We start from the raw sequence: 23549 nt of genomic DNA on the forward strand, positions 1-23549 counted from the left end.
GGCCAGGGGGACGTTGTCCCGTGGCCGGATGGCGTTGCCGCAGCCGGGGCAGGCGGACGGTGGGCGAACGACCGACTCACCTCTCGGGACGCGGTGGATGACCACGTTGAGGAAGGAGCCGAGGAGCAGGCCGAGCAGCGCAACGAAGCCACCGAGCACCGCCGTCACGCGCACAGTCTAGGCGCAGCGGCTGCTACCGGCGCTCCTCGTACCGCTGGATCGTGAAGGTGTTGTTTCCGATCGCCGCCAGTGCCACGTCGTAATGAAAGTTCCACCCACCCTGCGTCTGCAGGCGCTTGCAGATGAGCGACCCGTACACCTCGTTCTGCGAGCCGCCGGTGCAGTCGGACAACGGGGCCGACAGGGCGAAGGACATGAACTTGTTGGAGGAGGCGTCGAAGGTGCCGATGGTCCCGGACGGCGTCGGCGCGATGTAGATGCGCAGCGCGGCGGCCGCTGGCGTCTTGCTCGCCTTGCCGCCGGTGTCGCACGCCTCGCAGTTGATCGTCCTGCTGCCACCGCCGATAACCTTGACGTTGCCGAGCGCGACGATGACCACTGGATCGCTGCCGGACGCTCCTGAGACCGAGAAGCTCGCGTCGAAGTCGACGGCCACGGCGCTGGGACCGGAGCCCGTGTTCCGGAAGCAGTAATACCCAGGGGTAGTGGTGCCGTTGACCGTCTTGGGGGGTACGCGCACCAGGCCTGCTGGAGGCGGGGCTGCCGTGGCCGGGGCCAGGGTCGCAGTGGTCGACGACTTGAAGGACGGGATGCTGGTGAAGCTGCCGCCGGCAGCCGCGACGCAGTCGGTGGTTCGTGCCTGCAGTTCGTCGGGCGACGGTGACATCACGCGCCGGTTGGCGATCCGCTCCTGGTAGGCCTGTCCCGAAGACGGCCGGAGGGTCGCTTCCGAAGAGCAGGCGCTCAGGCTGCCCGGCGGGTCAGCCACGTCGGGGTCGATCGCGGGTGAGTAGGACGACGCTGGGTACTGCGGCGGCATGGTCAGGCCGATAGTCGGCGTGTTCGGGCAACGCGTGTTGAGGTCGTCGCTGGGCGCAGGAAGCGGTCCGGTGTACCCCGCAGGGGTCGGCGCGAAGTTCCACAGCTGAGCGCCGTCCATGATCGTGCTGTTCGGCACCTTCAACGGCCCGTTCGACCCCAGCACGCCGAGGCGGCCGGCACGCGGCGTGTAGATGGCCGGACCCGGCGCGCCGCTGCTGTAGCTGTCGGCGACGTTGCCACCGGTAAAGAAGATCTCGGTGTCGGCGAAGGCGCTGGCGAAGAATTCGCGGTTCTCCAGCAGCCGGGCGACGACGGTGCGGACACGGCCGTTGCGCTCGCCGCGCGAGTGCACGTCCCACTCGCGCCCGAGCACCTTGACGGCATACCACTGGTACCTCGCGACGCCAGCGGTGCCGGTGATGCACTTCTGGGAGGTCGGCAGCGGAGCCTGGCACGTGACGACGTTCGGCTGTGTCGAGGCGAGCGCCGGCATCGGGCTGATGGGATCCCGGCCGCTGTTGAGGCGGTGCAGAGCGTCCTGGACCCCGGCGTCAGCAGCCGCGATGACGGCGCTGAAGTCCCTATCGAAGCGGACGACCCGCTGCCCGCCGATGGCGGTGGCCGTGATGACGAGCACCAGGCTTCCCACCATCAGTGACGCCAACAGAGCGAGAACGACAGAGCCGTCGTCCGAGCCGTGCGCGATGCGACGTGGGCGCGTCATTTCGGAGCCTCCTGCTTGTTCCTGAGGTCGACGCGGGTCGCGACGGTCACGGGCGCGCCGGAACCGCCGGCGCGGCGCAGCGTGATCTCGACCTGAGCTACATCTCGTGTCTGCGCGCCGGGGAAGGTCAGCTGTGCCCCGTTCTTCGCGTAGTAGCGGAACACCGTCGTGCCGGGCGTCAGGCCGCGCAGCAGCACCTTCCTGGGAAGTGCCGACAGCGACGCGGGAGCAGCGGTGGTGCAGACGCCGTCGACAGTCGGGCTCCCGGGCGGCGGCGGGGTGGGAAGCAGAGGCGTCTGGATGTACTGCACGAGCTCCGTCGACTCCTGAAGGTAGAAGTAGCGGTAGCACCCGCCCTCGCGCAGCACCCGGACCTGGATGCGGTTCTCGGATGGGACCGCGGCCTCCAGCGGGTCGGCGACGCGGAGTTCACGCGAGATGCGCTCGACGGTGCGCTGGAACTCAGCGGAGATGTCGGTCTCCCGCTGGATGAGCGTCGTCGACCGAAAGCCGGAGTTCAGCGTCACCAAGACGATCGTCCCGACCACGCTCACTAGGAGGAGCGCCACGAGGAGCTCGACTAGGCTGAACCCGGCGTCGCGGCGGCCTCTGCCGTCGCGGCGGCTCAACATGACGCCAACGCGTCGACCTGGACCGGCGCGTAGCTCGTCCCACCGGGCATCTGCTCGCCCTCGAGCGGCGTCCGGATGCTGTCGACCCGGTGCGTCTTCGTCGTGCCGGTCTTGTCGCTCCAGGAGATGTCCACCCGCAGCTCCAGGTAATCGTGCGGGCTAGCCGGGGCGCTCAGGACGTTGTTGCACGGGCTGTCGACCCACGTGCGCGTGACGGCGGCCGTGTAGCCGACGCTGCGGCGGTTCACGGCGGGCAGCGAGTTCGTCGCGGTGGTGTGACCCGCCGGCGGCGCGACGACGACGAGCGGCTGCGTCCGCAGGTTCTCCAGGACCTCGTTCACGAGCTGGTTCGCGGCGACCTGTCGGTTCGACTTCTGCACGCTCTTCAGGCCAGAGATGATGGAGGCCACGAGCCCGGAGAAGACGAGCGCGATCAGCACCAGCGCGACGAGCATCTCCGCGAGGGAGAAGCCGCCGTCGTCACGGCGGAGTCGCTCGCTGAACTGGCGCATGCCGTCGCCCTTCTGGTCATCGCGGGGGATCATGTGTGCTATCGGCGGCAGGGGCACCGAGGTTGAGCGGAAGGTCAGTCCGTTGCGTCGTGGCCGGTGGCGACACACGAAAGCGGGGGGGGGGCCCCCCCCCCCCCCCCCCCCCCCCCCCGCCACTCGTCTGGTTGCTAGCTGACGGTGCCATCGGCGGCGCAGGCGCCGCCCTTGATCGGCGCGCCACCAGCGCTGCCGTAGGCGTACGTTGCGCCGCCGGCGTCGTGCGTCGCCTCCATGCAGAACGTGGTGCCGTCGGTCTGGGTCTCGAAGACCAGCGGGACGTCGGCGTTCGTGTTGTAGCCCTCGGCGTTCAGCGTCGTCTCGTCCGCCGCGTACGCGTTGTTGTCCGTGAAGTAGGACTCCTGCGCGGTGGCGGCGTTCTTCAGCGCCGACTTGGCCGAGGACTCCCAGCCCTTGGTGCGCTGGTTGAGGAACGTCGGGATCGCGATGGCGGCGAGGATGCCGATGATGATGATGACGACGAGGAGCTCGATGAGGGTGAAGCCGCCCTCGCCGTTCTCCTGGGCCTTGCGGATCCGAGCGAGCATGGGGTGTCCTCCTGGACGGAATGATGGTGAGCCGCGCGTGGATGAGGCGCCAGGCGCGGCCCCTCCCTAAGGAGGTGCCGACCAGGCAGCTGGGCTGACCGTCTCCGGTTCCCTGGCTTTGCGACCCCGCCTCGCGACGGGTGTGCCCTTGCTGGCCGTGCGGCTCGTTGACAAGAAGTACTTCGTACGCGCGTAGGCGTCGCTTGAGCATCCGGACGAAGATTTCTCGGGACATGCAGGAACCATGAACGGGCCGCCCCAACTGCCGGCGGCCCGTTCCTGATGCACGTCGCGCGCCTACTCGATCAGGTCGAAGACCTTGAAGATGGGCATGTAGAGGGCCACGATCATCGCGCCGACCACCGTGCCGAGGAACGCGATCATCAGTGGCTCGATGAGCGCGGTGAGCGACTCGGTAGTCGCCTCCACCTCCTGGTCGTAGAAGTCGGCGATCTTCATGAGCATCGTGTCGAGTGCACCCGTGTCCTCGCCGACTGCCATCATCTGAACGACCATCGGCGGGAAGACCGGATGCTCGGTGAGCGGTCGTGTGAGCGACTCACCACTGCGCACGCTCTCCTGCACGTCGCGGATGGCACGTGCGAGTACGACGTTGCCCGTCGTGTCCGCGACGATGTCCAGGCTCTGCAGGATCGGGACACCGCTCTTCATCATGGTCCCGAGATTGCGGGAGAAGCGGCTCAGCGCGATCTTCTGGAACAGGTCGCCGAACACCGGCACCTTCAGCTTCAAGGGGTCGATGACGTTGCGGACCTGCTCCTTGCGCTTGACCTTCCCCCACACGAAGAATCCGCCGATAAGCCCCAGCACCAGCAACGGCGCCGTTGCCTTCAAGAGATCGCTGAGGTGCACCAGCATCCGCGTCGGGAACGGCAGCGTACTTCCCAGTCCTTCGAACATCTTGGCGAAGACCGGGACGATGAAGATGAGCATGATGATGCACATCAGGATGGCCATCACGAAGACGACGATGGGGTACGTCATCGCGGCCTTCACCTTGCCGCGGAGCTTGACCTCGGCCTCGTAGTTCTCGGCGATCTGCAGCAGGACCTGGTCCAGGAAGCCGCCGACCTCACCGGCCCGGCACATGTTCACCATCAGTGGCGGGAAGGTCTCCGGGAACTTGGCCATCGCCGACGACAGGCTGCCACCCGTCTCGATGTCGTTGCGGACCTCAGCCAGGACGCGAGCGAGCTCCTTGCTCTCCGTCTGTTCGGTGAGGATGTTCAGCGCCCGCAGCAGGCTCAGGCCACTGTTGATCATGGTGGCGAACTGGCGCGAGAAGACAGCGAGGTCCTTGAGCTTGACTTTCTTCTTGCGGCCGAGGCTGATTTCCTTGTTCATCCCGGTGTTGGCCTGCGTGATGCTCAGCGGCGCGTAGCCCATCGCCTTGAGCTTCGTCGCCACCTGGGCCTGAGACTCGGCGTCGATCTTGCCGGTCTTCAGCTTGCCGCCAGCGTCGCGGACCTTGTACTCGAACGTCGCGGTAGCCATCAGTCAGTCGCCTCTCACGCCCGGCCGCAGAGCCGGTTGAAGTCCTCGACGTGGTGACACTTCTCCAGCGCCGCGTCGTAAGTGATCTTGCCCTGCTTGACCAGCGCAGCCAGGTGGCTGTCCATCGTCTGCATGCCGTGCTTCGCGCCGGCTTGGAGCGCCGAGTAGATCTGGTGGGTCTTTCCCTCGCGGATGAGGTTCCGAATCGCCGGCGTCGCGATCATGACCTCAATCGCGGCGACGCGGCCCTTGCCGTCGGCGGTCTTCACCAGCTGCTGGCAGACCACGCCCTGCAGCGCCCCCGAGAGCATGACTCGGACCTGCTGCTGCTGGGACGGCGGGAACACGTCGATCACGCGGTCGATCGTCTGCGCGGCGTCCTGCGTGTGCAGGGTGGCCATGACGAGGTGGCCGGTCTCAGCGGCGGTCAGGGCGATCTCGATGGTCTCGAGGTCGCGCATCTCACCGACCAGGATGATGTCCGGGTCCTGACGCAGGACGTGCTTGAGGGCGTTCTTGAACGACCACGTGTCCTCCCCCACCTCGCGCTGGTTGACCAGCGACTTCTGGTGGGAGTGCAGGAACTCGATCGGGTCCTCGACGGTCATGATGTGGTCGGCACGCTGCCGGTTCGCCAGGTCGACGACGGCAGCCAGAGTCGTCGACTTGCCCGAGCCGGTGGGGCCGGTGACGAGGACGAAGCCGCGCGGAAGCATCGCCAGGTTGGCCACTGCCGGCGGAACGCCGAGGTCCTCGAGCTTCTTGATCTCGTACGGGATGAGGCGGAACGCCGCACCCACCGCGTCGCGCTGCTTGTAGACGTTGACGCGGAACCGCGCCTTGCCCGGCAGCGAGTAGGCGAAGTCGAGTTCGAGCTCCTCCTCGAACTTCTCCCGCTGCTTCTGCGACATGATCGCGTACATCGTCTTCTGGATGAGCTGCGGCGTGAGCTTCGGGTAGTCCTCGTCGAGCTGCACCAGGCCGCCGGACTTACGGACGGTGGGATGCGCGCCGACGGTCAGGTGCAGGTCGGAGCAGCCCTGCTCGAGCACGTGGATGAGCAGGTTCGACAGGAACGCGCTGTCCTCGGTGGTGTCCTCGGCACCGACCCGGACGGCCTGCTCCGCGGGCTTCTGCGCAGGTGCTGCGGGCGCCGCCGGCACTGCGGGAGCCACCTGGGCGGGCACCACCGGCGCGGACAGCGGCGGCGGGGTCGGCGCCCGCACCGGGGCCGCTGCGGGAACGGCCGCCGGCGCCAGCAGAGGCGGCTGGACAGGCGCCGCCGCGACGGGGACAGGTGCCTGCGGCATCAGCGGTACAGCGGCCGGAGCCGCTGCCGGTACAGCAGTCGGAGCCGGTGCGTACGACGCAGCCGGTGCCGCGGTCGGAGCCGGTGCGTACGACGCAACCGGCGCCGCGGTCGTAGCCGGTGCGTACAACGCAACCGGCGCAGCGGTCGGAGCCGGTGCGTACGAGGCTGCCGGCGCAGCCACAGCAGCATCCGGTGCAGGCGGACGAGGAGCCGTGACCGGGGCCGGCGGCGCGTCGAACGTCATCGCCGGGGCGCTGACGTCCATCGGGGCCGACGGCTGCATCGGCGGCGCGGGGGTCCAGCTCGGGTCGAGCGGCGACGGCTCGCTCGGCTTGGCCACCGGCGGCACCGAGCCGAAGTAGCCGTCCATGCCCGATGGGGCGGGGTTCTTCGCGTCCACGTGCGGTCCTCCCTAGCAGGCCGGCATGTCCGGTGCTCCGCCAGGCATCGACCGTTCGGAGCAGTGCCTTGAGCAGCAAGTCGTCCTCGACCGCCGCGCATCCCACAGTGGTACCGTTTCGGGATGACCAAGCAGATCGCGCTACGGCTGCCCGATGACCTGGTCCACTTCCTCGACGACCTCGTGGCCACGGGTGCTGCGGCGAGTCGCGCAGATGTCGTCACTCGAGCTCTCCTGCGTGAACGGCGGCGAGCAGCTGTCGAGCGGGACGTCCAGCTCCTGATCAAGCACGGTGAGGACGAGGACCTGGAGGCGATGGTCGCCTGGACGTCCCGCCAGCCGCTGGACCTCGACTGATGCGACCCATCTACCTCGCACGCATGGACAGGCCTCGGCCTGTGCTCATCCTGACCCGAACCGGCGTCCGGTCGCGGATGTCCTCCGTGACGGTGGCGCCCATCACCAGTCGAGTCCGCGGCCTGGCCACCGAGGTACCCGTGGGCCGGCTCAACGGGTTGGACCAGGACAGCGTGGTGTCCTGCGACAACATCACCACAATCCGCGCCGAGCTCCTCGGGCGGCATGTCGGGGCACTGCTCCCCGACCAGGAGGCGACGCTGACCTCAGCCGTACTCGCGGCCTTCGACCTCGCCTGAGCTCAGACCACGACGCGGAAGATCTCCTCCATCGAGGTGTGGCCGGCCTTGACCTTGGCCAGCCCGTCGTCGCGCAGCGTGATCATCCCCTGCTCGCGGGCGACCTTGCCGATCGCCATCGCCGAGGCGTGCTCCACCGTCATCCGTTCGATGTCCTCGCTGACCGCCATCACCTCGTGCAGGGCGAGCCGGCCCTTGTAGCCGGTCTTGGAGCAGGCGCTGCAGCCGATGGGGCGGTAGAGCGTGGGGAGCGGCTCGTCGTCGGACCAGGGGAAGCGCATGTCCACCAGCTGTTCCCGGGAGGGCTGGTAGGCCTCCTTGCACTTCGGGCACAGCTTGCGGGCCAGCCGCTGGGCGAGCACGCAATCCAGCGCGGAGCCCACCAGGAACGGCTCGACGCCCATCTCGGTCAGCCGGACGATCGCCGACGGGGCGTCGTTGGTGTGCAGGGTCGACAGCACCAGGTGGCCGGTGAGCGCGGCCTCGATCGCGATGTGGGCCGTCTCCTGGTCGCGGATCTCACCGAGCAGCACGATGTCGGGGTCCGAGCGCAGGATCGACCGCAGCGCGGCGGCGAAGGTGAGGCCGGCCTTGACGTTGGTCTGCACCTGGTTGATGCCCGGCAGGCGGTACTCGACGGGGTCCTCGACCGTGATGACGTTGACCTCGGGCCGGCTGACGATGTTCAGCGTGGCGTAGAGCGTCGTCGACTTGCCCGAGCCGGTGGGCCCGGTCACCAGGATCATCCCGTACGGCTTGACGAAGCTCTTGCTGTAGACGTCGTAGTTCTCCTGGCCGAACCCCAGGTCGGACAGGTTGAGCATGGCGGTGCTGTTGTCCAGGATGCGCATGACGATCTTCTCGCCCCACACGGTGGGCAGGGTCGCGACGCGCAGGTCGATCTTCTTGCCGTTGGCGTTGACCGACAGGCGCCCGTCCTGCGGAATGCGGCGCTCGGCGATGTTGATGTCGGCCATGATCTTCAGCCGGCTGGTGACACCGGAGGTGATCGTCTTCGGCGAGCGCATCACCTCGTGCAGCACGCCGTCGATGCGGAAGCGGACGCGCAGGTCCTTCTCGGCCGGCTCGATGTGGATGTCGGAGGCACGGTCCTGGATCGCCTGCGTGATGAGCAGGTTCACGAACTTGACGATCGGCGCGTCCTCGACGATCTCGGTGACCTTGGACAGGTCGTCGTCCGCGTCGTCCTGGACATCGATGGCGGAGGTCAGCTCGTCCATCTCGTCGTCGCCGCGGTGGTAGCGGTCGATCGCGGCCAGCACGTCGGTCTTGGTGGCCACGACCGACTTGACCTCGAGTCCGGTCATCGAGCGGATGTCGTCGACCGCGAAGACGTTCGCCGGGTCGGCCATCGCCACGACGAGCTTGCCGTCCTCGTAGCCGATCGGCAGTGCGCTGTGCCGGCGGCACACCGGTGCCGGCACGCGCGAGACCGCCGAGCCGTCGACGGCGTAGTCGGACAGGTCGACGAACTTCAGGCCGATCTGGGTGGCGAGCGCGGCGACCAGCTGACCCTCCGACAGCATCCCCATGTCGACCAGCACCCGGCCCAGGCTGCGGCCGAGGCGGCGCTGCTCCTCGACCGCGGTGCCGAGCTGCTCGTGGCTGACGTGCCCACCCTCGAGCAGGATGTCTCCGAGCTGCTTCACGCGTGGGTCTCCTGGGGCCGGTGTCGTCCTCGTCCTCATCGGACGAACTCCCAGCGTGCTTGACCCGTTCGGCTCAGTCCAGCGCCGGGGCCGGCCGCGGCGCGTCGTCGAGCCGCCGCAGGTCCGTCGTACGACCCGGCCAGCTCCAGCGCCGACGTCAGTCGTGGCTGGTCAGCGACTGGGCGAGCTGCTCGAGGGCCATCGACTGGCTGGAGGAGGGGTCGAGCATGGTGGAGGTCCCGTCCCGGAAGCCCAGCTGGACCCGCGACGCAGGCTGAGCTGCGACCGGCGCCGACGCCTCCGCCGGCGGGCCGGTGGACAGTTCCGTCTCCGCCTGGGGCAGCAGCCCGGCCAGCGCCTCCTCGAGCGAGGACCGAGCCGGAGCCGACGTCGCCGGAGGTGCGGCGGGAGCAGGGGCAGAACGGCTCCAGGACTGGAGCGGCGAGTTGTCCTGCGGCACGGACGTGACGTTCCACGCCTCGCCCGAGCTGATGAGCGCCGCGATCGAGGTCATCAGGTCGGGCGCCGGCACACCAGGGACCGGGGCTGCAGGGACCGGGGCAGCAGGGACCGCTGACCCGTCCGCCGGGGCGAGCGGCCCGGACGGGAGGGCCGTGACGGCCGCGCCGAGTGCGTGCCGCCCCGCCGACCTCCGGAACCAGCCCATGCTCAGACCCCGGCGCCGGCCGGCGCGTCGATCTGGTCGACAACGGAGTAGAGCAGCGCCAGCAGCACGGCCTTGACCGACTCGCGATCGGTGGCGTCGCACGGCACGACCGGCACGTCGTCGCCCAGCTCGAGCACCGAGCGGACCTTGTCCTCGTCCGACGGGTCGATGCCGGCGGCCCGGTTCAGCGCGACGACGAACGGCACGCGGGCCATCTTGCGGAACGCCGCCAGGATGCCGACGGCCTCCTCGAGCGAGTCCTCCCGCGAGGCGTCGACCAGCAGGATGTAGCCGAGCATCCCCTCGCCGAGGATCTCCCACATGAAGTCGAAGCGGTCCTGCCCCGGCGTACCGAACAGGTAGAGCACCAGGTCGCGGTCGATCGTGATCCGGCCGAAGTCCATGGCGACCGTCGTCTCGGCCTTGCGGGACCGGGTGTCGTCGGTGATGTCCTTCTCGGTCGACAGCACGGTGATCTCGCTGATCGTCCGGATCAGCGTCGTCTTGCCGGCGGAGAACGGGCCGGTGACGACGATCTTGACCGCGGTGCCGCCGTGCTTGCGGCGGTTCGGATTGCGTGTCGCCATCACAGACCCCTCACGCCGGCGATGAGCCGCAGCAGCAGGCTCTTGTTCACACTCGGGTCGCGCTCGATCAGGCCGGCGACCGCCGGGACGGCGGACGCCTGCGGCTGCAGCGCCGTGGCTCCGTGCACGGAGCCGTGGGACGAGCCTGCACCTGCGGTGGTCGTACGGGTCGACGGCGCGCCGGTCGCCGTGCTGGCCCGGGCGTAGGCCGGCGCCTCCTCGGCGTGCTCCGGACGGCGCGCCGGCGTGAAGGGCTCGGGGCGCTCGGGGATGACCGGGGCGCCCACCGGGACCGACGGGGACGGGATCACCGGAGCGGGCGCCGGCGCGGCAGCCTCCGGCACCGGCGTGCCCTCGAGCGCGGCGAGCAGGCTCTGCCGGCGCAGCAGCTGGTCGTCACCGGGGCCGCCGACGACGACCAGCCCGCGGCCGACGAGGCCGGCGAGGGCGGACACCACGGCGTACTCACCGCGGCCGGACAGGGCGACCAGGTCGGCGACGGTGCGGCGGCCGTCGACCAGCGACAGCAGAGTCCACTCGTCGCGGCTGGCGACCGGATCGCCGGCCGGCGCGGGGTTGACGGTGACGACGGAGTCGGGAGCAGGAACCTGCTCGACCAGCTCGGCCCAGGCGGCCAGCCGGCGCTGGCCCTCGGCCACGACCTCCTCGACCGGTACCGCCGCACCCAGGTCGTCCGGGTCGGTCTCGTCCACCACGAAGGCGAATTCACCATCGGCCCAGCGCAGCATGCTGAAGACGGCGTCGGTGGCCTGTTCGGCGGCGACTGCCCGGACCTGCTCGACGTCGAGCCCGGCCTTCTCGGCCAGCAGCTGGGCCAGGCTCAGCGACGGGTCGCCGGTCAGCTCCTCGGCGGCGGCGGCGAGCACCTCGTCGTCGACCAGACCGCTGCCGAGCAGTCGCCGGCCGAGTTCCTGGCGGGCGACATCGGCCCGGGCACCGGTGACGGCGCCACCGCGCAGGTGCACCGCACCGTGCGCACTCTCGCGCCTCAGGTGCAGCGTCCCGGTCTTCTTCGTGAAGCTCAGCAGCTGGAAGATGTCCGGGAGGCTGAACGCGTCGAGCGTTCCCTCGAGTCTCACAACGGTCCCGTCGGGTCGGTGGGCGGGGTGGTGGGCGCAGAGTTCAGGACCAGGTGGTTCAGGACCAGGTGGACGGCGGCAGAACCGGCATGACGCTGTCCGGCACGACGCTTCCGCTGGGTGCGTAGGACGACCAGGTCGTCTCGACCGGCGGGACGTACGCCGGGGCGCTGTGGGCCGGCGAGCTGTGGATGGGCTCGTTGTAGGACGGCTGGTTGTACGACGGCTCGCTGTAGGACGGCTCGGCGGGCGGCGCGTGGACTGCCGCCGGCGCGGCCTGCACGACCGGCTCCGGCTGCGCGGGAACGACGGCCAGCGGCTCGTCCTCGGCCTTGAGCACCTCGGCGACGGCAGCAGCCGCGCGACGGACCTCGTACAGCATCATGCCGACCTTGGCGCCCTTGCTGGCGACGGCGACCAGGACGGCCTCGTCCTCGGCGGCGACCAGGAAGACGGTCCCGGCATCACCCTCGATGTAGACCTGCGAGAGCTCTCCCCGGCCGAGGCCCTGCGCGGCGCGCTCGCCGAGGGACAGCAGCGCGGCGCTCATCGCGGCGACCCGGTCCTCGTCCATCGAGGGGGGCAGTGCGGCGGCCATCGGCAGCCCGTCGAAGGAGACCACCGCGGCGGCCTCGAGCTCGGGGGTCTGCGCGAGCAGCGCGTGGATCGCCCGGTCGAGCCGCTCGGAGCGGCTGCCGCTGTGCAGGTCGGTCATCGGGGCTCCTTCACCTGGCGGCCGTCTCCGCCTCTGGAACAGCCATCGGCCCCCTCCGGTCAGGCCTTGAGCGTTGGCAGTGCCTCCGCCATCACCCGGACGGGTGCCTCCTGGCCGGTCATCAGCTGCACCTGCAGCGCCGCGCCGTGCAGCAGCATCGACGCGCCGCTGACCACCACCGCCCGGCACGCCGCGGCCAGCGCCGTCGGCCACGGGTCGTAGGCGACGTCCAGCAGCACCGGCACGTCGGCGACGTACGGCGCGAAGCGGTCCCCCGCGCCCGGTGGCAGCGTGCTGACCAGCAGGTCGCAGCCGTCGAACACCGCCGGCGTGAACTCCACCACCGAGGGCGTCACCCCCAGCCGGGCGGCGGACGCCAGCGTCTCCACCGGCTCCGAACGCACGACCAGCACCGGGGACGTGCAGCCCAGCGCCGCCAGCGCCGCCAGCGCCGAACGCGCCGTCGCCCCGCCACCCAGCACGACCGCCCGGTCGGCCCGGGTGACGCCGGCCTCCGCCAGTGCCGCCACGATGCCGTGCACGTCGGTGTTGTGGCCGCTGCGCCGGCCGCCGTGCAGCAGCACGGTGTTGGCCGCGGCCACGTCCACCGCCAGGTCCGACACCTCGTCCAGCAGCGGCAGCACCGCCTGCTTCAGGGGCATCGTCAGCGACAGGCCGGCCCACTCCGGGCCGAGGCCGTCGAGGAAGCCGGCGAGCTCGTCCGCGCCGAGGTCGACCGCGTCGTACGTCCAGTCCAGACCGAGCGCGGCGTAGGCCGCCCGGTGCAGCCGCGGCGACAGCGAGTGGGCGATCGGCCGGCCGAGGACCGCCGCCCTCAGAAGATGCCCTCGGCGCGGGACTTGTCGCGCTGGCGCAGGAAGGCGTTGTAGTCGTCGGTGAAGAACGTCCGGCCCTCCGCGGTGGCCAGCACGTAGTACAGGATGTCGCCGTCCACCGGGTTCAGAGCGCCCTCGAGGGTCGCCTCGCCCGGGGACGCGATCGGCGTGGGCGGCAGTCCGGTCTTGCGACGGTTCTCGTACGGCGTGTCCTTGGCCAGGTCGGACTTGGTGAGCGGCTCGCCGGCGTTCTTGCCGACGCCGAAGGCGATCGCGGCGTCGATGCCCAGCGGGATCTTCTGGTCGAGCCGGTTGTAGACGACCCGCGACACCTTGCCGTACTCGTCGTCGAACTTCACCTCACGCTCGATCAGGCTGGCCACGATCACCACTTCGTACGCGGACAGACCCAGGCGTCGGGCACCCTCCTCCAGGCCGACCGTGTCCGCGGCCTGCTCGAAGCGGTCGACCATCTGGGTGAGGACCTGCACTGCGGTGGTGCCCGGCTCGAGGTCATAGGTGGCCGGGAACAGGAATCCCTCCAGCTGGTTCTGCGCGTAGTCCGGCAGGCCGAGCTCGGCCGGAGCGGCGGCCGCAGCCTCGAGGTCGGCGAGCGGGATCTCGCTGCCGGCGGCGAGCAGCTCGAGCGTCTGCTCGACGTTGCGGCCCTCCGGGATCGTCACCCGCCCGACCAGGCGCGCAGCCGGATCGAGCAGCAGCTCGAACGCCGAGGCTGCGCTCATCTTCAGCCGAAGCGAGTAGAAGCCGGGCTGCAGCCCGGTGGCCCGTGGATCGGCGGCGGCCACCTCGAAGAACGCCTGCCGGCTGGCCACCACGTCCTTCGCGACCAGCGTGTCGGCCACGTCACCGGCCGTGTGGCCCGGCTCGACCTGGACGACCGCCTCGCCGCTGCCCTCCCCCTCGTAGTCGGGGGCGGAGCTGCTCAGGCGGTCGAGCACCTTCGCGCCCGCGAAGACGGCACCGGCGACCAGCGCCGCGACGAGCAGCAGCAGGAACAGCACCGCGAGCAGCGTGGAACGGCCGCCGCGCCGATGGCGGCGCGGGCGCGGGCGCTCGTCGCGCAACTGCAGGAGATCCGTCACGCAACCGAGACTATCGGGCGGGTCGAGTGCCCGGACGATCGAGCACCCCCTGCAGCAGCGCCACCGCCGCAGCCTGGTCGATCACGCCGCGGCCCCTCCTGGTGGACCGGCCGGAGGCGCGGAGCGCAGCCGTCGCGCTCACGGTCGTGAGCCGCTCGTCCACCAGCCGCACCTCGACCGGCGCCACCAGGGGCGCGAACGTCGCCGCCCACGCCCGCGCCATGTCGGCCGACGCGCTCGCGGACCGGCCCGACAGCGAGGTCGGCAGCCCCACGACCACGAGCACCGCCTCCCGCTCGGCGACCAGCTCGGCCACCCGGGCGTGGCCCGGCGCCGGCACCGTCTCCACGGGCGAGGCGAGGATCCGGTGCGGGTCCGACGCCGCGACACCTACCCGTACGGTGCCGACGTCGACAGCGAGCACGACGCCCGGGATGCCGCTCATGGCCGGCCAGCGCTCATGGCCGTCCAGCGCTCATGGCCGTCCACCTTACGGCGCCCCCGCTCACCATGATCCACTCTCACCATGATCCAATCCCTCATGATCCACGCGATGTTGCAGGTGGATGCGCGCCGCTGAACCACCTCAAACTTCGCGTGGATCACCCCCGGAGGCGCTGCGTGGATCACCCCCGGAGGCGCTGCGTGGATCACCCCCGGGGGCGCTGCGTGGGTCAGCCGGCGGTGGCGACGCGACCGATGAGGTGCTCCGCCCGCACGAGCGCGTCCGGGATGCCGGCGGCGTTGGAGCCGCCGCCCTGCGCGACGTCGTCCTTGCCGCCGCCCTTGCCGTCGACCGCCGCCGCCGCCTCGCGCAGCACGGAGTTCGCGGACAGCCCACGGGCCCGGCCGGCATCGTTGACCGCCGCCACCAGCGTCACCCGCTCGCCGGGCGCCGCCACCAGGACGACACCGGGCCGGTCGGCCGCCAGCCGCCCGCGGACGTCCAGCGCCAGCTGCCGCACCAGGTCACCCGGGGTGCCGGCCGGTGCCTCCACCCCGACGTAGGCGACCCCGTGGACGTCGCGCGCCGCCGCGGCGAACGCGCCGGCCTGCTGGAGCACCTGACCCGCACGAAGGACCGCCAGCTCCTTCTCGACCTCGCGCAGCCGCGCGACGATGGCCTCCACCCGCGCGGGGACCTCCGCGGAAGGCACCTTGAACGCCGCCGCCAGCTGGGCCAGCAGCACGTGCTCGCGGGCCAGGTAGGAGTAGGCGTCCAGCCCCACCAGCCCTTCGACCCGGCGCACCCCCGAGCCGATCGAGGACTCCGACAGCAGCGTGACCATCCCGAGCTGCCCGGAGCGGGCGGCGTGCGTGCCGCCGCACAGCTCGCGGGCGTAGTCGCCGACCTCGACGACGCGGACCTCGTCGCCGTACTTCTCGCCGAACAGCGCCATCGCCCCCAGCCGCCGGGCCTCGTCCTGGGAGGTGACGAAGGCACGTACCTCCAGGTCGGCCAGCGCGATCTCGTTGATCTCCTGCTCGACGTCGGCCAGCACCGAGGCCGGCACCGCCGACGGGGAGGCGAAGTCGAAGCGGAAGCGCCCGGGCCGGTTCTCCGAGCCGGCCTGGGTGGCCGACTCCCCCAGTGCGGCCCGGAAGGCGGTGTGCACCAGATGGGTGGCGGTGTGCGCCCGCGAGATGGCCCGCCGGCGCTCGACGTCGACCTGCGCCTGCACCGGCTGCCCGACCCGCACCTCCCCGGACACCACCCGCACCTTGTGCACGGTCAGCCCCGGCAGCGCCTTCTGGACGTCGGCGACCTCGAGCACCGTGCCGTCGGCAAGCACGATGCGGCCGTTGTCGGCGAGCTGCCCGCCCGCCTCGGCGTAGAACGGCGAGCGGTCCAGGACGACCTCGACGGTCGCGCCCTCGGGGGCCGCCGACGCGACGGCGCCGTCGACGAGCAGCCCGCGCAGCACCGCCTCGGAGGCCACCTCGGCGTAGCCGGTGAACTCGGTGCCACCAGCGGCGTCGAGCAGCGTGCGGTAGGCACCGAGATCGGCGCCGCCGGTCTTCTTGGCCTGGGCGTCCGCCTTGGCCCGCTCGCGCTGCTCCTTCATGAGTGCGCGAAAGCCCGGCTCGTCGACCGACAGGCCCTGCTCAGCGGCCATCTCCAGCGTCAGGTCGATCGGGAAGCCGAAGGTGTCGTGCAGTGTGAAGGCCGCCGCACCCGAGAGCATCCCGCCGGACTGCCGCGCGGCGGGAACGGCGTTGTCGAAGACGACAGCACCCTTGGTCAGGGTCTCGAGGAAGCTGCGCTCCTCGCCGACGGCGACCGCCGTGATCCGGGCGGCAGCGTCGACCAGCTCGGGGTACTGCGGGCCCATCGCGCCGATGGAGGCCTCGACCAGCGCCTCCATCGTCGGATCCTGCGCGCCCAGCAGGCGCATCGAGCGGACGGTACGGCGCAGGATGCGGCGCAGGACGTAGTCGCGCGCCTCGTTGCCGGGCTGGACGCCGTCGCCGAGGAGCATCACGGCGGTACGGGCGTGGTCGGCGACGACCCGTAGCCGCACGTCGGCCTCCGGGTCGCGGCCGTAGGCCACGCCGGTCAGCGCGGCGGCCCGGTCCAGGATCGCCCTCGAGGTGTCGATCTCATAGAGGTTGTCGACGCCCTGCAGGATCGTCGCGACGCGCTCCAGCCCCATGCCGGTGTCGATGTTCTGCGCCGGCAGCGGCCCGGCGATGTCGAAGTCGACCTTCGTGCGCACCGTCGACAGCTGGTACTGCATGAAGACGAGGTTCCAGACCTCCAGGTAACGGTCCTCGTCGGCGACCGGACCGCCCTCCCGGCCGTACTCCGAGCCGCGGTCGTAGTAGATCTCGCTGCACGGGCCGCCCGGGCCGGGCACGCCCATGTGCCAGTAGTTGTCGGCCTTGTCCCGCCGCTGGATGCGCGACTCCGGGACGTACCGCTTCCACAGCTCGAACGCTTCGTCGTCGTCGAGGTAGACGGTGGTCCAGAGCCGGTCCTCGGGCAGGCCGTAGCCGCCGGCGGCGACGCTGCCGGTCAGCAGCGACCAGGCGAGGTCGATCGCGCCTTCCTTGAAGTAGTCGCCGAAGCTGAAGTTGCCGGCCATCTGGAAGAACGAGCCGTGCCGGGTGGTCCTGCCGACCTCCTCGATGTCGAGGGTGCGCACGCACTTCTGCACGCTGGCCAGCCGTGACGCGGGCGGGGTGGCCTCGCCGAGGAAGTACGGCATGAACGGCACCATGCCGGCGACGACGAGCAGCAGCGTCGGGTCGTTCGAGATCAGCGAGGCGGAGGGCACGGCCATGTGGCCGTTGCCCTCGAAGTGGGACAGGAACCGCCGGCGGATCTCCGCCGACGACATCCCCGGAGGGGTCCAGCTCATCGGACGTCGGGCTCCATGCCGCCGGTGTGGCCGGGGTCGACGTAGTCGACGAGGTCGTGGCTGCCGTCCAGCCCGAGGGTCGCACGCAGCTCCTCCTCGCGCTCGGCCATGGCGGTCCTCAGCTCCGCGGTGGCATCGCGCAGCGCCTCGCTCAGGCCGCTGACGGCGGCCGCCACCGAGCTCTGTACGCCGACGGGGGTGAAGCGCTTGGCGGCCTGCGTCGCCCGGTGCACCACGAGCACACCGACCGCCGCGCCGAACGCGATGTAGACCAGCCGGCGGGTCATCGACGGCCCCGCTTCATCTCGTCGCGGACCCGCTTGTTGATGTCCTTCTCGTGCCGCTTGGTGGCCAGTGACCGCACGCCGTAGGAGAAGGCCGCGACCTTGATGATGGGGCTGCCGAGGGTGGCGGCGAACAGCGAGGTGAGCGCCGAGACGTTGCCGCTCATCGACTGCACGTTCGCGGTGATCGCATCGACCCGGGTGAGTTCCTGGCGGACCTGGACGACCGTCCCGGTGACCTCGGTGAGCATCGGCACGGTGGTCTGGGTGAGGCCGGCCACCAGCCGCTCGGTCTCCCGCACCGTCTTGCGCAGTCCGAGGACGACGTAGCTGAGGGCGAGCATCAGCGACGCGAAGCCGATCGCTGCGATGAGGGCCGCGAGTTGGCCAATGCTGATCATCCAGGCGTGTCCTTGTTCGAGTCGGGGCCGCTGAGCTCCTCGACGGTGGGTGGGGCGGGCCTGCACCGGGGGCGGAAGCCGTCCGCGGCATCCTCGGGCACCACCCCGCGGTCGCCGCGCAGCACCTCGCGCAGCCCCGCGAGCCGCTGCGAGGCGACACGCTCGACCCCCAGCCCGCGAGGCGAGTAGTACTCCCGCCCCACGACCGGGTCGGGCGCATACTGCTGCGCCACGACCCCACCCGGGAAGTCGTGAGGGTACCGATAGCCGGCGACCCCCACCTTGCTGGCACCCGCGTAGTGCGCGTCGCGCAGGTGCGGCGGCACCGTTGCGGTGCGCCCGGCGCGGACGTCGGCCAGGGCCGAGTCCACCCCGGCGATGACCGCGTTGCTCTTCGGCGCCAGCGCGAGGTGGATGGTGGCCTGCGCGAGGTTGATCCGCGCCTCCGGCATCCCGATCAGCTCCAGCGCCTGCGCCGCGGCCACCGCGACCTGCAGCGCCGACGGGTCCGCCATGCCGATGTCCTCGCTGGCGTGCACCACGAGCCGCCGGGCGATGAACCGCGGGTCCTCCCCCGCCTCGACCATCCGGGCCAGGTAGTGCAGGGAGGCGTCCACGTCTGAGCCGCGGATCGACTTGATGAAGCCGCTGATGACGTCGTAGTGCTGGTCGCCGTCGCGGTCGTAGCGCACCGCGGCCCGGTCGACGGCCTGCTCGAGCAGCGCCAGCGTGACGTGGTCCGACGCCCCCGCAGCGGCCTCCAGCGCCGTCAGCGAGCGCCGCGCGTCGCCGCCGGCCAGCCGCACCAGGTGGTCGAGGGCGTCGTCGTCGACCGTCACCTGGCCGTCCAGCCCGCGACCGTCCGCCAGCGCCCGGGCGACCACCGTGCGTACGTCCGCGTCGGTCAGCGGTTCGAGCGTCAGCAGCAGCGAGCGGGACAACAGCGGCGAGATGACGCTGAAGAACGGGTTCTCGGTGGTCGCGGCGACCAGGGTCACCCACCGGTTCTCCACGCTGGGCAGCAGCGCGTCCTGCTGGGTCTTGCTGAAGCGGTGCACCTCGTCGACGAACAGCACCGTCTGCGCGCCCGTCTCCCCCAGCGCGCGCTTGGCCTCCTCGACGACCAGGCGTACGTCCTTCACCCCCGCGGTCACGGCGGACAGCTCACGGAACCGGCGGGAGGTGGAGCGGGCGATGAGCATGGCCAGCGTCGTCTTGCCGGTGCCGGGCGGACCCCACAGGATCACGCTCAGTGGGGCGTCGCCCTCGATCAACCGGCGCAGCGGGGCGCCGGGGCCGAGCAGGTGCGACTGACCGACCACCTCGTCGAGGGTGCGCGGGCGCATCCGGACGGCCAGCGGAGCCACCTGGGCAGCGGCCTGCTCCTCAGCGGCGTCGAAGAGGGAGTCGCCGGGCACGGCCCGACCCTATGCGTGCAGGCTCAGATGCGGGGCTTGGCCAGGTTGAGCGAGCCGTTGCCGCCGGCCCACTGCGGGGTCTGCGGACCGTACGGGCGCTGGTTCCTTGTGTAGTCCCGGGCCCGCGGGGCGGCGTACTGGAAGGCCTCGTTGACGCTCACACCGCCGTCGCCGTCGCGATCGGCCTTCTTGTCCCGCAGCCCCTCGTCGAAGAGCAAGCCGCTCCAGACACTGAAGCCGGTGCTGCGGTCCTCGTAGGACTTCTCGGTGACGTGCGAGCTGCCGGTGAACAGGTGCCGCGGGCTGGACAGCCCCTCGTCGAAGCCACCGGCCTCACAGCCGCTGATGTTGGTCCAGCCGGTGCCCCGCAGGGCCCGCAGCACCCGCGACACCTCGGTGTCGGCGATGTAGGCGTTGTCGACCGGCCAGAGGTACTCGTGGCCGTTCTTCTGCTTCACGTGGCCGGAGTAGTGGAAGAAGGAGAAGGTCTTGCTGCTGCTGTTGCGCTGCAGCCAGCCGATGCCCTCCGCGACCGCCCGGCCGGTGGCCTGGTCGTCGGTGAGGATCCGGATCCGATCCGAGCGCCACCCGTGGCGCAGCAGCACGTCGCGTACCAGCCGGGCGTCGTTGGCGCCGGCCACGGTGTCCTTGACCCTGCCGCGGTAGTGGGTGACGCCGACCAGCAGCGCCCAGCGGTCCGCCGGCGCCGCGGTAGGCGGCGGCGTCTTCGGAGGCGGCTTCGGCGAGGGTGTGGGGCTCGGTCCCAGAGGTGGTGGCAACGGGATCGGGGCGGCGGCGCCCGAGGGCGGTGCCGGGCTGCTGGCGCCTGCGGGCAGTACCGGGCTGCTGGCGCCTGCGGGCAGGCCGGTGACGACGGCCAGCCCCGTCAGCGAGGCAACCAGCACTCCGCAGAGCCGTCTCCGCACGCGGCGCTCCCTCCTGCGCTGGATGCGCCAGGTGCGCACCCGGTCCTGCCCCCGACGGGGACGAACCACCGCAAGCCGCCACAGTACGCTGGCCTGTCGTGGCGGCGGAAGGCTCCGCAGCCCCGGCCGCAGCCCCGGCCGCTGGTGATCCACGCGATGTTCGAGGTGGATCTGGAACGTAGAACCACCTTGAACTTCGCGTGGATCATGTCGGTGGCCGCGTGGGAGGTGGCTGGTGGAGGTGCCCGGGGGAGGTGCCCGGGGGTAGGTGCCCGGGGTAGGTGCCCGGGGGAAGGTGCCCGGGGGAAGGTGCCCGGGGGAAGGTGGCGGCGTGGGAGGGGGCCGGCGCCGGGCTCAGTGGCCGGCGTCGTCCCAGGTGCGGCCGACGCCGACGCTGACGTCCAGCGGGACGCTCAGCGGGTAGGCGCCGCCCATCTCCCGCCGCACCATCGCCTCCAACGCCTCGCGCTCTCCCTCGGCCACCTCGAGCACCAGCTCGTCGTGCACCTGCAGCAGCAGCCGGGACCGCAGGCCCTCGGCCTTCAGAGCCCGGGAGACCCCCAGCATCGCCAGCTTGATGATGTCGGCCGCGCTGCCCTGGATCGGTGCGTTGAGCGCCATCCGTTCGGCCATCTGCCGCCGCTGGCCGTTGTCGCTGGTCAGGTCCGGCAGGTAGCGGCGGCGGTCCAGGACGGTGGAGGTGTAGCCGTCCTTGCGGGCCTGCGCGACGACGTTGTGCAGGTAGTCCCGGATGCCGCCGAACCGCTCGAAGTAGGCCGTCATCTGTTCCTTGGCCTCGTCCGTCGGGATGCGCAGCTGGTTGGCCAGCCCGAAGGCCGACAGGCCATACGCCAGGCCGTACGACATCGCCTTGACCCGGCGGCGCAGCTCCGGGTCGACCTGCTCCACCGGCACCCCGAAGGCCCGCGAGGCGACGAAGGTGTGCAGGTCCTCCCCCGTGTCGAAGGCCTCCTTCAGCCCGGCGTCGTCGGACAGGTGGGCCATGATCCGCATCTCGATCTGGCTGTAGTCGGCCGTCATGAGAGCCTCGAAGGCAGTGTCCTTCGAGGAGCCGGCCACGAAGCCCTGCCGGATCTCGCGGCCCTGCGCGGTGCGGATCGGGACGTTCTGCAGGTTGGGATTGTCGCTGGACAGCCGGCCGGTCGCCGCGACCATCTGCTTGAAGGTGGTGTGGATGCGCCCGTCGTCGACCACCGTCGGTAGCAGCTGCTTCTCCACGACCATGAGCAGCCGGGTCATCTCGCGGTGCAGCAGCAGCGCCTCGATGACCGGGTGCGTGCCGAGCAGGTTCGTCAGCGCGTCGGCGTCGGTCGTCCAGCCGGTCTTGATCTTCTTGGTCTTCGGCAGGCCGAGCTCGTCGAACAGCAGCGTCTGCAGCTGCTTGGGCGAGCCGAGGTGGAACTCGTGGCCGACCGTCTCGTAGGCCGCCTCGGCCGCCTGCTTGACCTGCTCACGCAGCCGGCTCTCCAGCGCGACGAGGTGGTCGACGTCCGCGGCGATACCGGTCCGCTCGCAGTCGGCGAGCACGGCGACCAGTGGCAGCTCGACGTCCCGCAGCAGCGCGGTGGCCCCGCGCCGCTCGAGGTCCTGGTCGAGCGCGACGGCCAGGTCGGCGACCGCCCGGGCCCGCACGGCGGCGTCGGCCGCCCCGGCGTCCTGCAGTCCACCGTCGTCCTGGGCGACGTCGAAGGAGAGCTGCCCGTCCTCCGCGACCTCCGCGCGCAGCTCCCGGCGCAGGAAGCGCAGCGCCAGGTCGGCCAGGTCGAAGACGCCCTGGCCCGGCAGGGCGAGGTAAGCCGCCAGCGCCGTGTCGCTGGTCAGCCCGGCGACGCTCCAGCCGCGGGCGTGCAGGGCCAGCAGCGGCCCCTTGGCGTCGTGCATCGCCTTCTCGACGACAGGGTCGGCGAGCCATGCTGCCAGCGCCGCGTCGTCGTCGGCATCCGTCGTCGTCAAGTCGATGAAGGCCGCCTCGGAGGCGTCGCCGTCGGCGGGGGACACGGCGGCGATGCCGAGCCCGTTGGCGTCGCCGGTGCCCCGCCCCCAGAAGCCGCGCACGTGCAGCCCGACCCGCACCCCGCTCGGCAGCCCCTCCAGGAAGGCTCGCACCTCCCCCGGCCCGAGCACCCGGTGAGCCACCTCGAAGCCCTGGTCGGCCTCGGGCTCGACCGCAGACAGGGTGGCGTACAGCCGCTCGCGCAGGACCCGGAACTGCAGGGCGTCGAAGACCTTGTGCACCTCGTCGCGGTCCCACTGCCCGAGCCGCAGGTCCTGCGGGCCCTGGTCCAGCGGGACGTCGCGCACCAGCTCGGTGAGCGAGCGGTTGCGGACGACGTTCGACAGCCCCGCACGCAGATTGTCGCCGACCTTGCCCTTGACCTCGTCGACGTGGTCGACCAGCGAGGCGACGTCGCCGTACTGCTGGATGAGCTTGGTCGCGGTCTTCTCGCCGAGACCGGGGATGCCGGGCAGGTTGTCGCTGGGATCGCCCCGCAGCGCGGCGAACTCGGGGTACTGCGCGGGCGACAGGCCGTACTTCTCCTGCACCGCCTCGGGCGTCATCCGGCGCATGTCCGACACGCCGCGGGCGTTGTAGAGCACGGTCACGCGGTCGCTGACGAGCTGAAAGGCGTCGCGGTCGCCGGTGACGATCAGGACGTCCATGTCCTGCGCTGCGGCCTGCGTCGCGAGGGTGGCGATGACGTCGTCGGCCTCGAAGCCCTCGGCGCACACGATCGGCACCCGCAGCGCGTCCAGCACCTCGCGGACGAGGGAGACCTGCCCCTTGAAGTCGGTGGGGGTCTCGGCACGGCCGGCCTTGTACTCGGCGTAGGCCTCGGTCCGGAACGTGGACTTCGAGACGTCGAAGCTGACCGCGACGTGGGTCGGCTGCTCGTCGCGCAGCACGTTGATGAGCATCGCCGTGAAGCCGTAGACGGCGTTGGTGGGCTGACCGGTGGTGGTGGAGAAGTTTTCGACCGGGAGGGCGAAGAAGGCCCGGTAGGCCAGGGAGTGACCGTCCAGGAGCAGCAGCCGCGAACGTCCGGGCGTCGTCTCGTCCTTGCTCGCAGCGGCCATTGGTAGTCCGGGGCGCAGTACCGCCGTGGCGGCCTGTTTCCCCTTTC

General features: G+C 71.0%; 23 protein-coding genes and 1 riboswitch. Of the genes, 3 read left to right on the plus strand and 20 right to left on the minus strand.

Annotation, left to right across the window (positions count from 1 at the left end; genetic code table 11):
- Positions 1 to 193 precede the first annotated feature (193 nt).
- The 6 genes from WD794_06045 to WD794_06070 form a co-directional block, all read right to left on the minus strand.
- On the minus strand, positions 194 to 1726 hold the full coding sequence (locus WD794_06045) for a hypothetical protein (GenBank protein MEX2289872.1): 1533 nt from the start codon (positions 1724 to 1726) through the stop codon (positions 194 to 196).
- Positions 1723 to 2358 carry a prepilin-type N-terminal cleavage/methylation domain-containing protein gene (locus tag WD794_06050; GenBank protein ID MEX2289873.1) on the minus strand — a complete coding sequence of 212 codons (636 nt, stop codon included), beginning with the start codon at positions 2356 to 2358 and terminating at the stop codon, positions 1723 to 1725. The genes WD794_06045 and WD794_06050 overlap by 4 nt, the downstream gene beginning before the upstream one ends.
- On the minus strand, positions 2352 to 2903 hold the full coding sequence (locus WD794_06055) for a prepilin-type N-terminal cleavage/methylation domain-containing protein (GenBank protein MEX2289874.1): 552 nt from the start codon (positions 2901 to 2903) through the stop codon (positions 2352 to 2354). The genes WD794_06050 and WD794_06055 overlap by 7 nt, the downstream gene beginning before the upstream one ends.
- Positions 2904 to 3037: 134 nt before the next feature.
- Complete coding sequence (locus WD794_06060) at positions 3038 to 3454, minus strand: prepilin-type N-terminal cleavage/methylation domain-containing protein (protein ID MEX2289875.1); 417 nt, start codon at positions 3452 to 3454, stop codon at positions 3038 to 3040.
- A gap of 81 nt (positions 3455 to 3535) precedes the next feature.
- A riboswitch (cyclic di-GMP riboswitch) is annotated at positions 3536 to 3611 on the minus strand.
- Positions 3612 to 3751: 140 nt separating this feature from the next.
- Positions 3752 to 4969 carry a type II secretion system F family protein gene (locus tag WD794_06065; protein MEX2289876.1) on the minus strand — a complete coding sequence of 406 codons (1218 nt, stop codon included), beginning with the start codon at positions 4967 to 4969 and terminating at the stop codon, positions 3752 to 3754.
- Between the two features lie 14 nt (positions 4970 to 4983).
- A complete protein-coding gene (locus tag WD794_06070; GenBank protein MEX2289877.1) occupies positions 4984 to 6195 on the minus strand; it encodes a type IV pilus twitching motility protein PilT in 1212 nt (403 codons plus the stop codon).
- 298 nt (positions 6196 to 6493) lie between these two features.
- Between WD794_06070 and WD794_06075 the strand changes: the two genes are divergently transcribed.
- From WD794_06075 to WD794_06085, 3 genes are all read left to right on the plus strand, one after another.
- A complete protein-coding gene (locus WD794_06075; protein ID MEX2289878.1) occupies positions 6494 to 6643 on the plus strand; it encodes a hypothetical protein in 150 nt (49 codons plus the stop codon).
- Positions 6644 to 6804: 161 nt separating this feature from the next.
- The gene (locus WD794_06080; GenBank protein ID MEX2289879.1) at positions 6805 to 7038 is read left to right on the plus strand and encodes an antitoxin; all 234 of its coding nucleotides are present in this window, start codon (positions 6805 to 6807) and stop codon (positions 7036 to 7038) included.
- A complete protein-coding gene (locus WD794_06085; protein MEX2289880.1) occupies positions 7038 to 7337 on the plus strand; it encodes a type II toxin-antitoxin system PemK/MazF family toxin in 300 nt (99 codons plus the stop codon). The genes WD794_06080 and WD794_06085 overlap by 1 nt, the downstream gene beginning before the upstream one ends.
- Before the next feature lie 2 nt (positions 7338 to 7339).
- Here the strand turns inward: WD794_06085 and WD794_06090 are convergent, their stop codons facing one another.
- The 14 genes from WD794_06090 to polA all read right to left on the minus strand — a co-directional run bounded on the left by WD794_06090 (position 7340) and on the right by polA (position 23502).
- The gene (locus WD794_06090; protein ID MEX2289881.1) at positions 7340 to 9007 is read right to left on the minus strand and encodes an ATPase, T2SS/T4P/T4SS family; all 1668 of its coding nucleotides are present in this window, start codon (positions 9005 to 9007) and stop codon (positions 7340 to 7342) included.
- A 157-nt stretch (positions 9008 to 9164) separates the two neighbouring features.
- A complete protein-coding gene (locus WD794_06095) occupies positions 9165 to 9539 on the minus strand; it encodes a hypothetical protein (protein ID MEX2289882.1) in 375 nt (124 codons plus the stop codon).
- A 137-nt stretch (positions 9540 to 9676) separates the two neighbouring features.
- On the minus strand, positions 9677 to 10261 hold the full coding sequence (locus WD794_06100) for an ATP/GTP-binding protein (protein ID MEX2289883.1): 585 nt from the start codon (positions 10259 to 10261) through the stop codon (positions 9677 to 9679).
- Positions 10261 to 11361 (minus strand): DUF4388 domain-containing protein, encoded by a 1101-nt coding sequence (locus WD794_06105; protein ID MEX2289884.1) that lies wholly within the window; start codon positions 11359 to 11361, stop codon positions 10261 to 10263. Before WD794_06105 ends, WD794_06100 begins: the two co-directional genes overlap by 1 nt.
- 58 nt (positions 11362 to 11419) lie before the next feature.
- Positions 11420 to 12076, minus strand: coding sequence for a roadblock/LC7 domain-containing protein (locus WD794_06110; GenBank protein ID MEX2289885.1), 657 nt, complete (start codon positions 12074 to 12076; stop codon positions 11420 to 11422).
- 59 nt (positions 12077 to 12135) lie between these two features.
- Positions 12136 to 12915, minus strand: a complete 780-nt coding sequence (locus WD794_06115) for a shikimate dehydrogenase (GenBank protein MEX2289886.1) — start codon at positions 12913 to 12915, stop codon at positions 12136 to 12138.
- Positions 12912 to 14015 (minus strand): endolytic transglycosylase MltG, encoded by a 1104-nt coding sequence (gene mltG, locus WD794_06120; GenBank protein ID MEX2289887.1) that lies wholly within the window; start codon positions 14013 to 14015, stop codon positions 12912 to 12914. The genes WD794_06115 and mltG overlap by 4 nt, the downstream gene beginning before the upstream one ends.
- Positions 14016 to 14025: 10 nt before the next feature.
- Positions 14026 to 14460 carry a Holliday junction resolvase RuvX gene (gene ruvX, locus WD794_06125; protein ID MEX2289888.1) on the minus strand — a complete coding sequence of 145 codons (435 nt, stop codon included), beginning with the start codon at positions 14458 to 14460 and terminating at the stop codon, positions 14026 to 14028.
- 229 nt (positions 14461 to 14689) lie between these two features.
- Positions 14690 to 17356, minus strand: a complete 2667-nt coding sequence (gene alaS, locus WD794_06130) for an alanine--tRNA ligase (protein ID MEX2289889.1) — start codon at positions 17354 to 17356, stop codon at positions 14690 to 14692.
- A gap of 17 nt (positions 17357 to 17373) precedes the next feature.
- Complete coding sequence (locus tag WD794_06135) at positions 17374 to 17664, minus strand: hypothetical protein (GenBank protein MEX2289890.1); 291 nt, start codon at positions 17662 to 17664, stop codon at positions 17374 to 17376.
- A complete protein-coding gene (locus WD794_06140) occupies positions 17661 to 18062 on the minus strand; it encodes a DUF948 domain-containing protein (protein MEX2289891.1) in 402 nt (133 codons plus the stop codon). The genes WD794_06135 and WD794_06140 overlap by 4 nt, the downstream gene beginning before the upstream one ends.
- Positions 18059 to 19480 (minus strand): replication-associated recombination protein A, encoded by a 1422-nt coding sequence (locus WD794_06145; GenBank protein ID MEX2289892.1) that lies wholly within the window; start codon positions 19478 to 19480, stop codon positions 18059 to 18061. Before WD794_06145 ends, WD794_06140 begins: the two co-directional genes overlap by 4 nt.
- A gap of 23 nt (positions 19481 to 19503) precedes the next feature.
- A complete protein-coding gene (locus WD794_06150) occupies positions 19504 to 20406 on the minus strand; it encodes a caspase family protein (GenBank protein ID MEX2289893.1) in 903 nt (300 codons plus the stop codon).
- Positions 20407 to 20760: 354 nt separating this feature from the next.
- A complete protein-coding gene (gene polA / locus WD794_06155) occupies positions 20761 to 23502 on the minus strand; it encodes a DNA polymerase I (protein MEX2289894.1) in 2742 nt (913 codons plus the stop codon).
- Between the last annotated feature and the right edge of the window lie 47 nt (positions 23503 to 23549).

Source organism: Mycobacteriales bacterium, from assembly GCA_040902655.1.
GTDB lineage: Bacteria > Actinomycetota > Actinomycetes > Mycobacteriales > SCTD01 > SCTD01.

Excerpts from the sequence above, each read along its gene's own strand:
- WD794_06045 (MEX2289872.1), bottom strand. The coding sequence starts at position 1,726 with ATGACGCGCCCACGTCGCATCGCGCACGGCTCGGACGACGGCTCTGTC.
- WD794_06050 (MEX2289873.1), bottom strand. The coding sequence starts at position 2,358 with ATGTTGAGCCGCCGCGACGGCAGAGGCCGCCGCGACGCCGGGTTCAGC.
- WD794_06055 (MEX2289874.1), bottom strand. The coding sequence starts at position 2,903 with ATGATCCCCCGCGATGACCAGAAGGGCGACGGCATGCGCCAGTTCAGC.
- WD794_06060 (MEX2289875.1), bottom strand. The coding sequence starts at position 3,454 with ATGCTCGCTCGGATCCGCAAGGCCCAGGAGAACGGCGAGGGCGGCTTC.
- WD794_06065 (MEX2289876.1), bottom strand. The coding sequence starts at position 4,969 with ATGGCTACCGCGACGTTCGAGTACAAGGTCCGCGACGCTGGCGGCAAG.
- WD794_06080 (MEX2289879.1), top strand. The coding sequence starts at position 6,805 with ATGACCAAGCAGATCGCGCTACGGCTGCCCGATGACCTGGTCCACTTC.
- WD794_06085 (MEX2289880.1), top strand. The coding sequence starts at position 7,038 with ATGCGACCCATCTACCTCGCACGCATGGACAGGCCTCGGCCTGTGCTC.
- WD794_06100 (MEX2289883.1), bottom strand. The coding sequence starts at position 10,261 with ATGGCGACACGCAATCCGAACCGCCGCAAGCACGGCGGCACCGCGGTC.
- WD794_06110 (MEX2289885.1), bottom strand. The coding sequence starts at position 12,076 with ATGACCGACCTGCACAGCGGCAGCCGCTCCGAGCGGCTCGACCGGGCG.
- ruvX (MEX2289888.1), bottom strand. The coding sequence starts at position 14,460 with ATGAGCGGCATCCCGGGCGTCGTGCTCGCTGTCGACGTCGGCACCGTA.
- alaS (MEX2289889.1), bottom strand. The coding sequence starts at position 17,356 with ATGTCGTCGGCGGAGATCCGCCGGCGGTTCCTGTCCCACTTCGAGGGC.
- WD794_06135 (MEX2289890.1), bottom strand. The coding sequence starts at position 17,664 with ATGACCCGCCGGCTGGTCTACATCGCGTTCGGCGCGGCGGTCGGTGTG.
- WD794_06140 (MEX2289891.1), bottom strand. The coding sequence starts at position 18,062 with ATGATCAGCATTGGCCAACTCGCGGCCCTCATCGCAGCGATCGGCTTC.
- polA (MEX2289894.1), bottom strand. The coding sequence starts at position 23,502 with ATGGCCGCTGCGAGCAAGGACGAGACGACGCCCGGACGTTCGCGGCTG.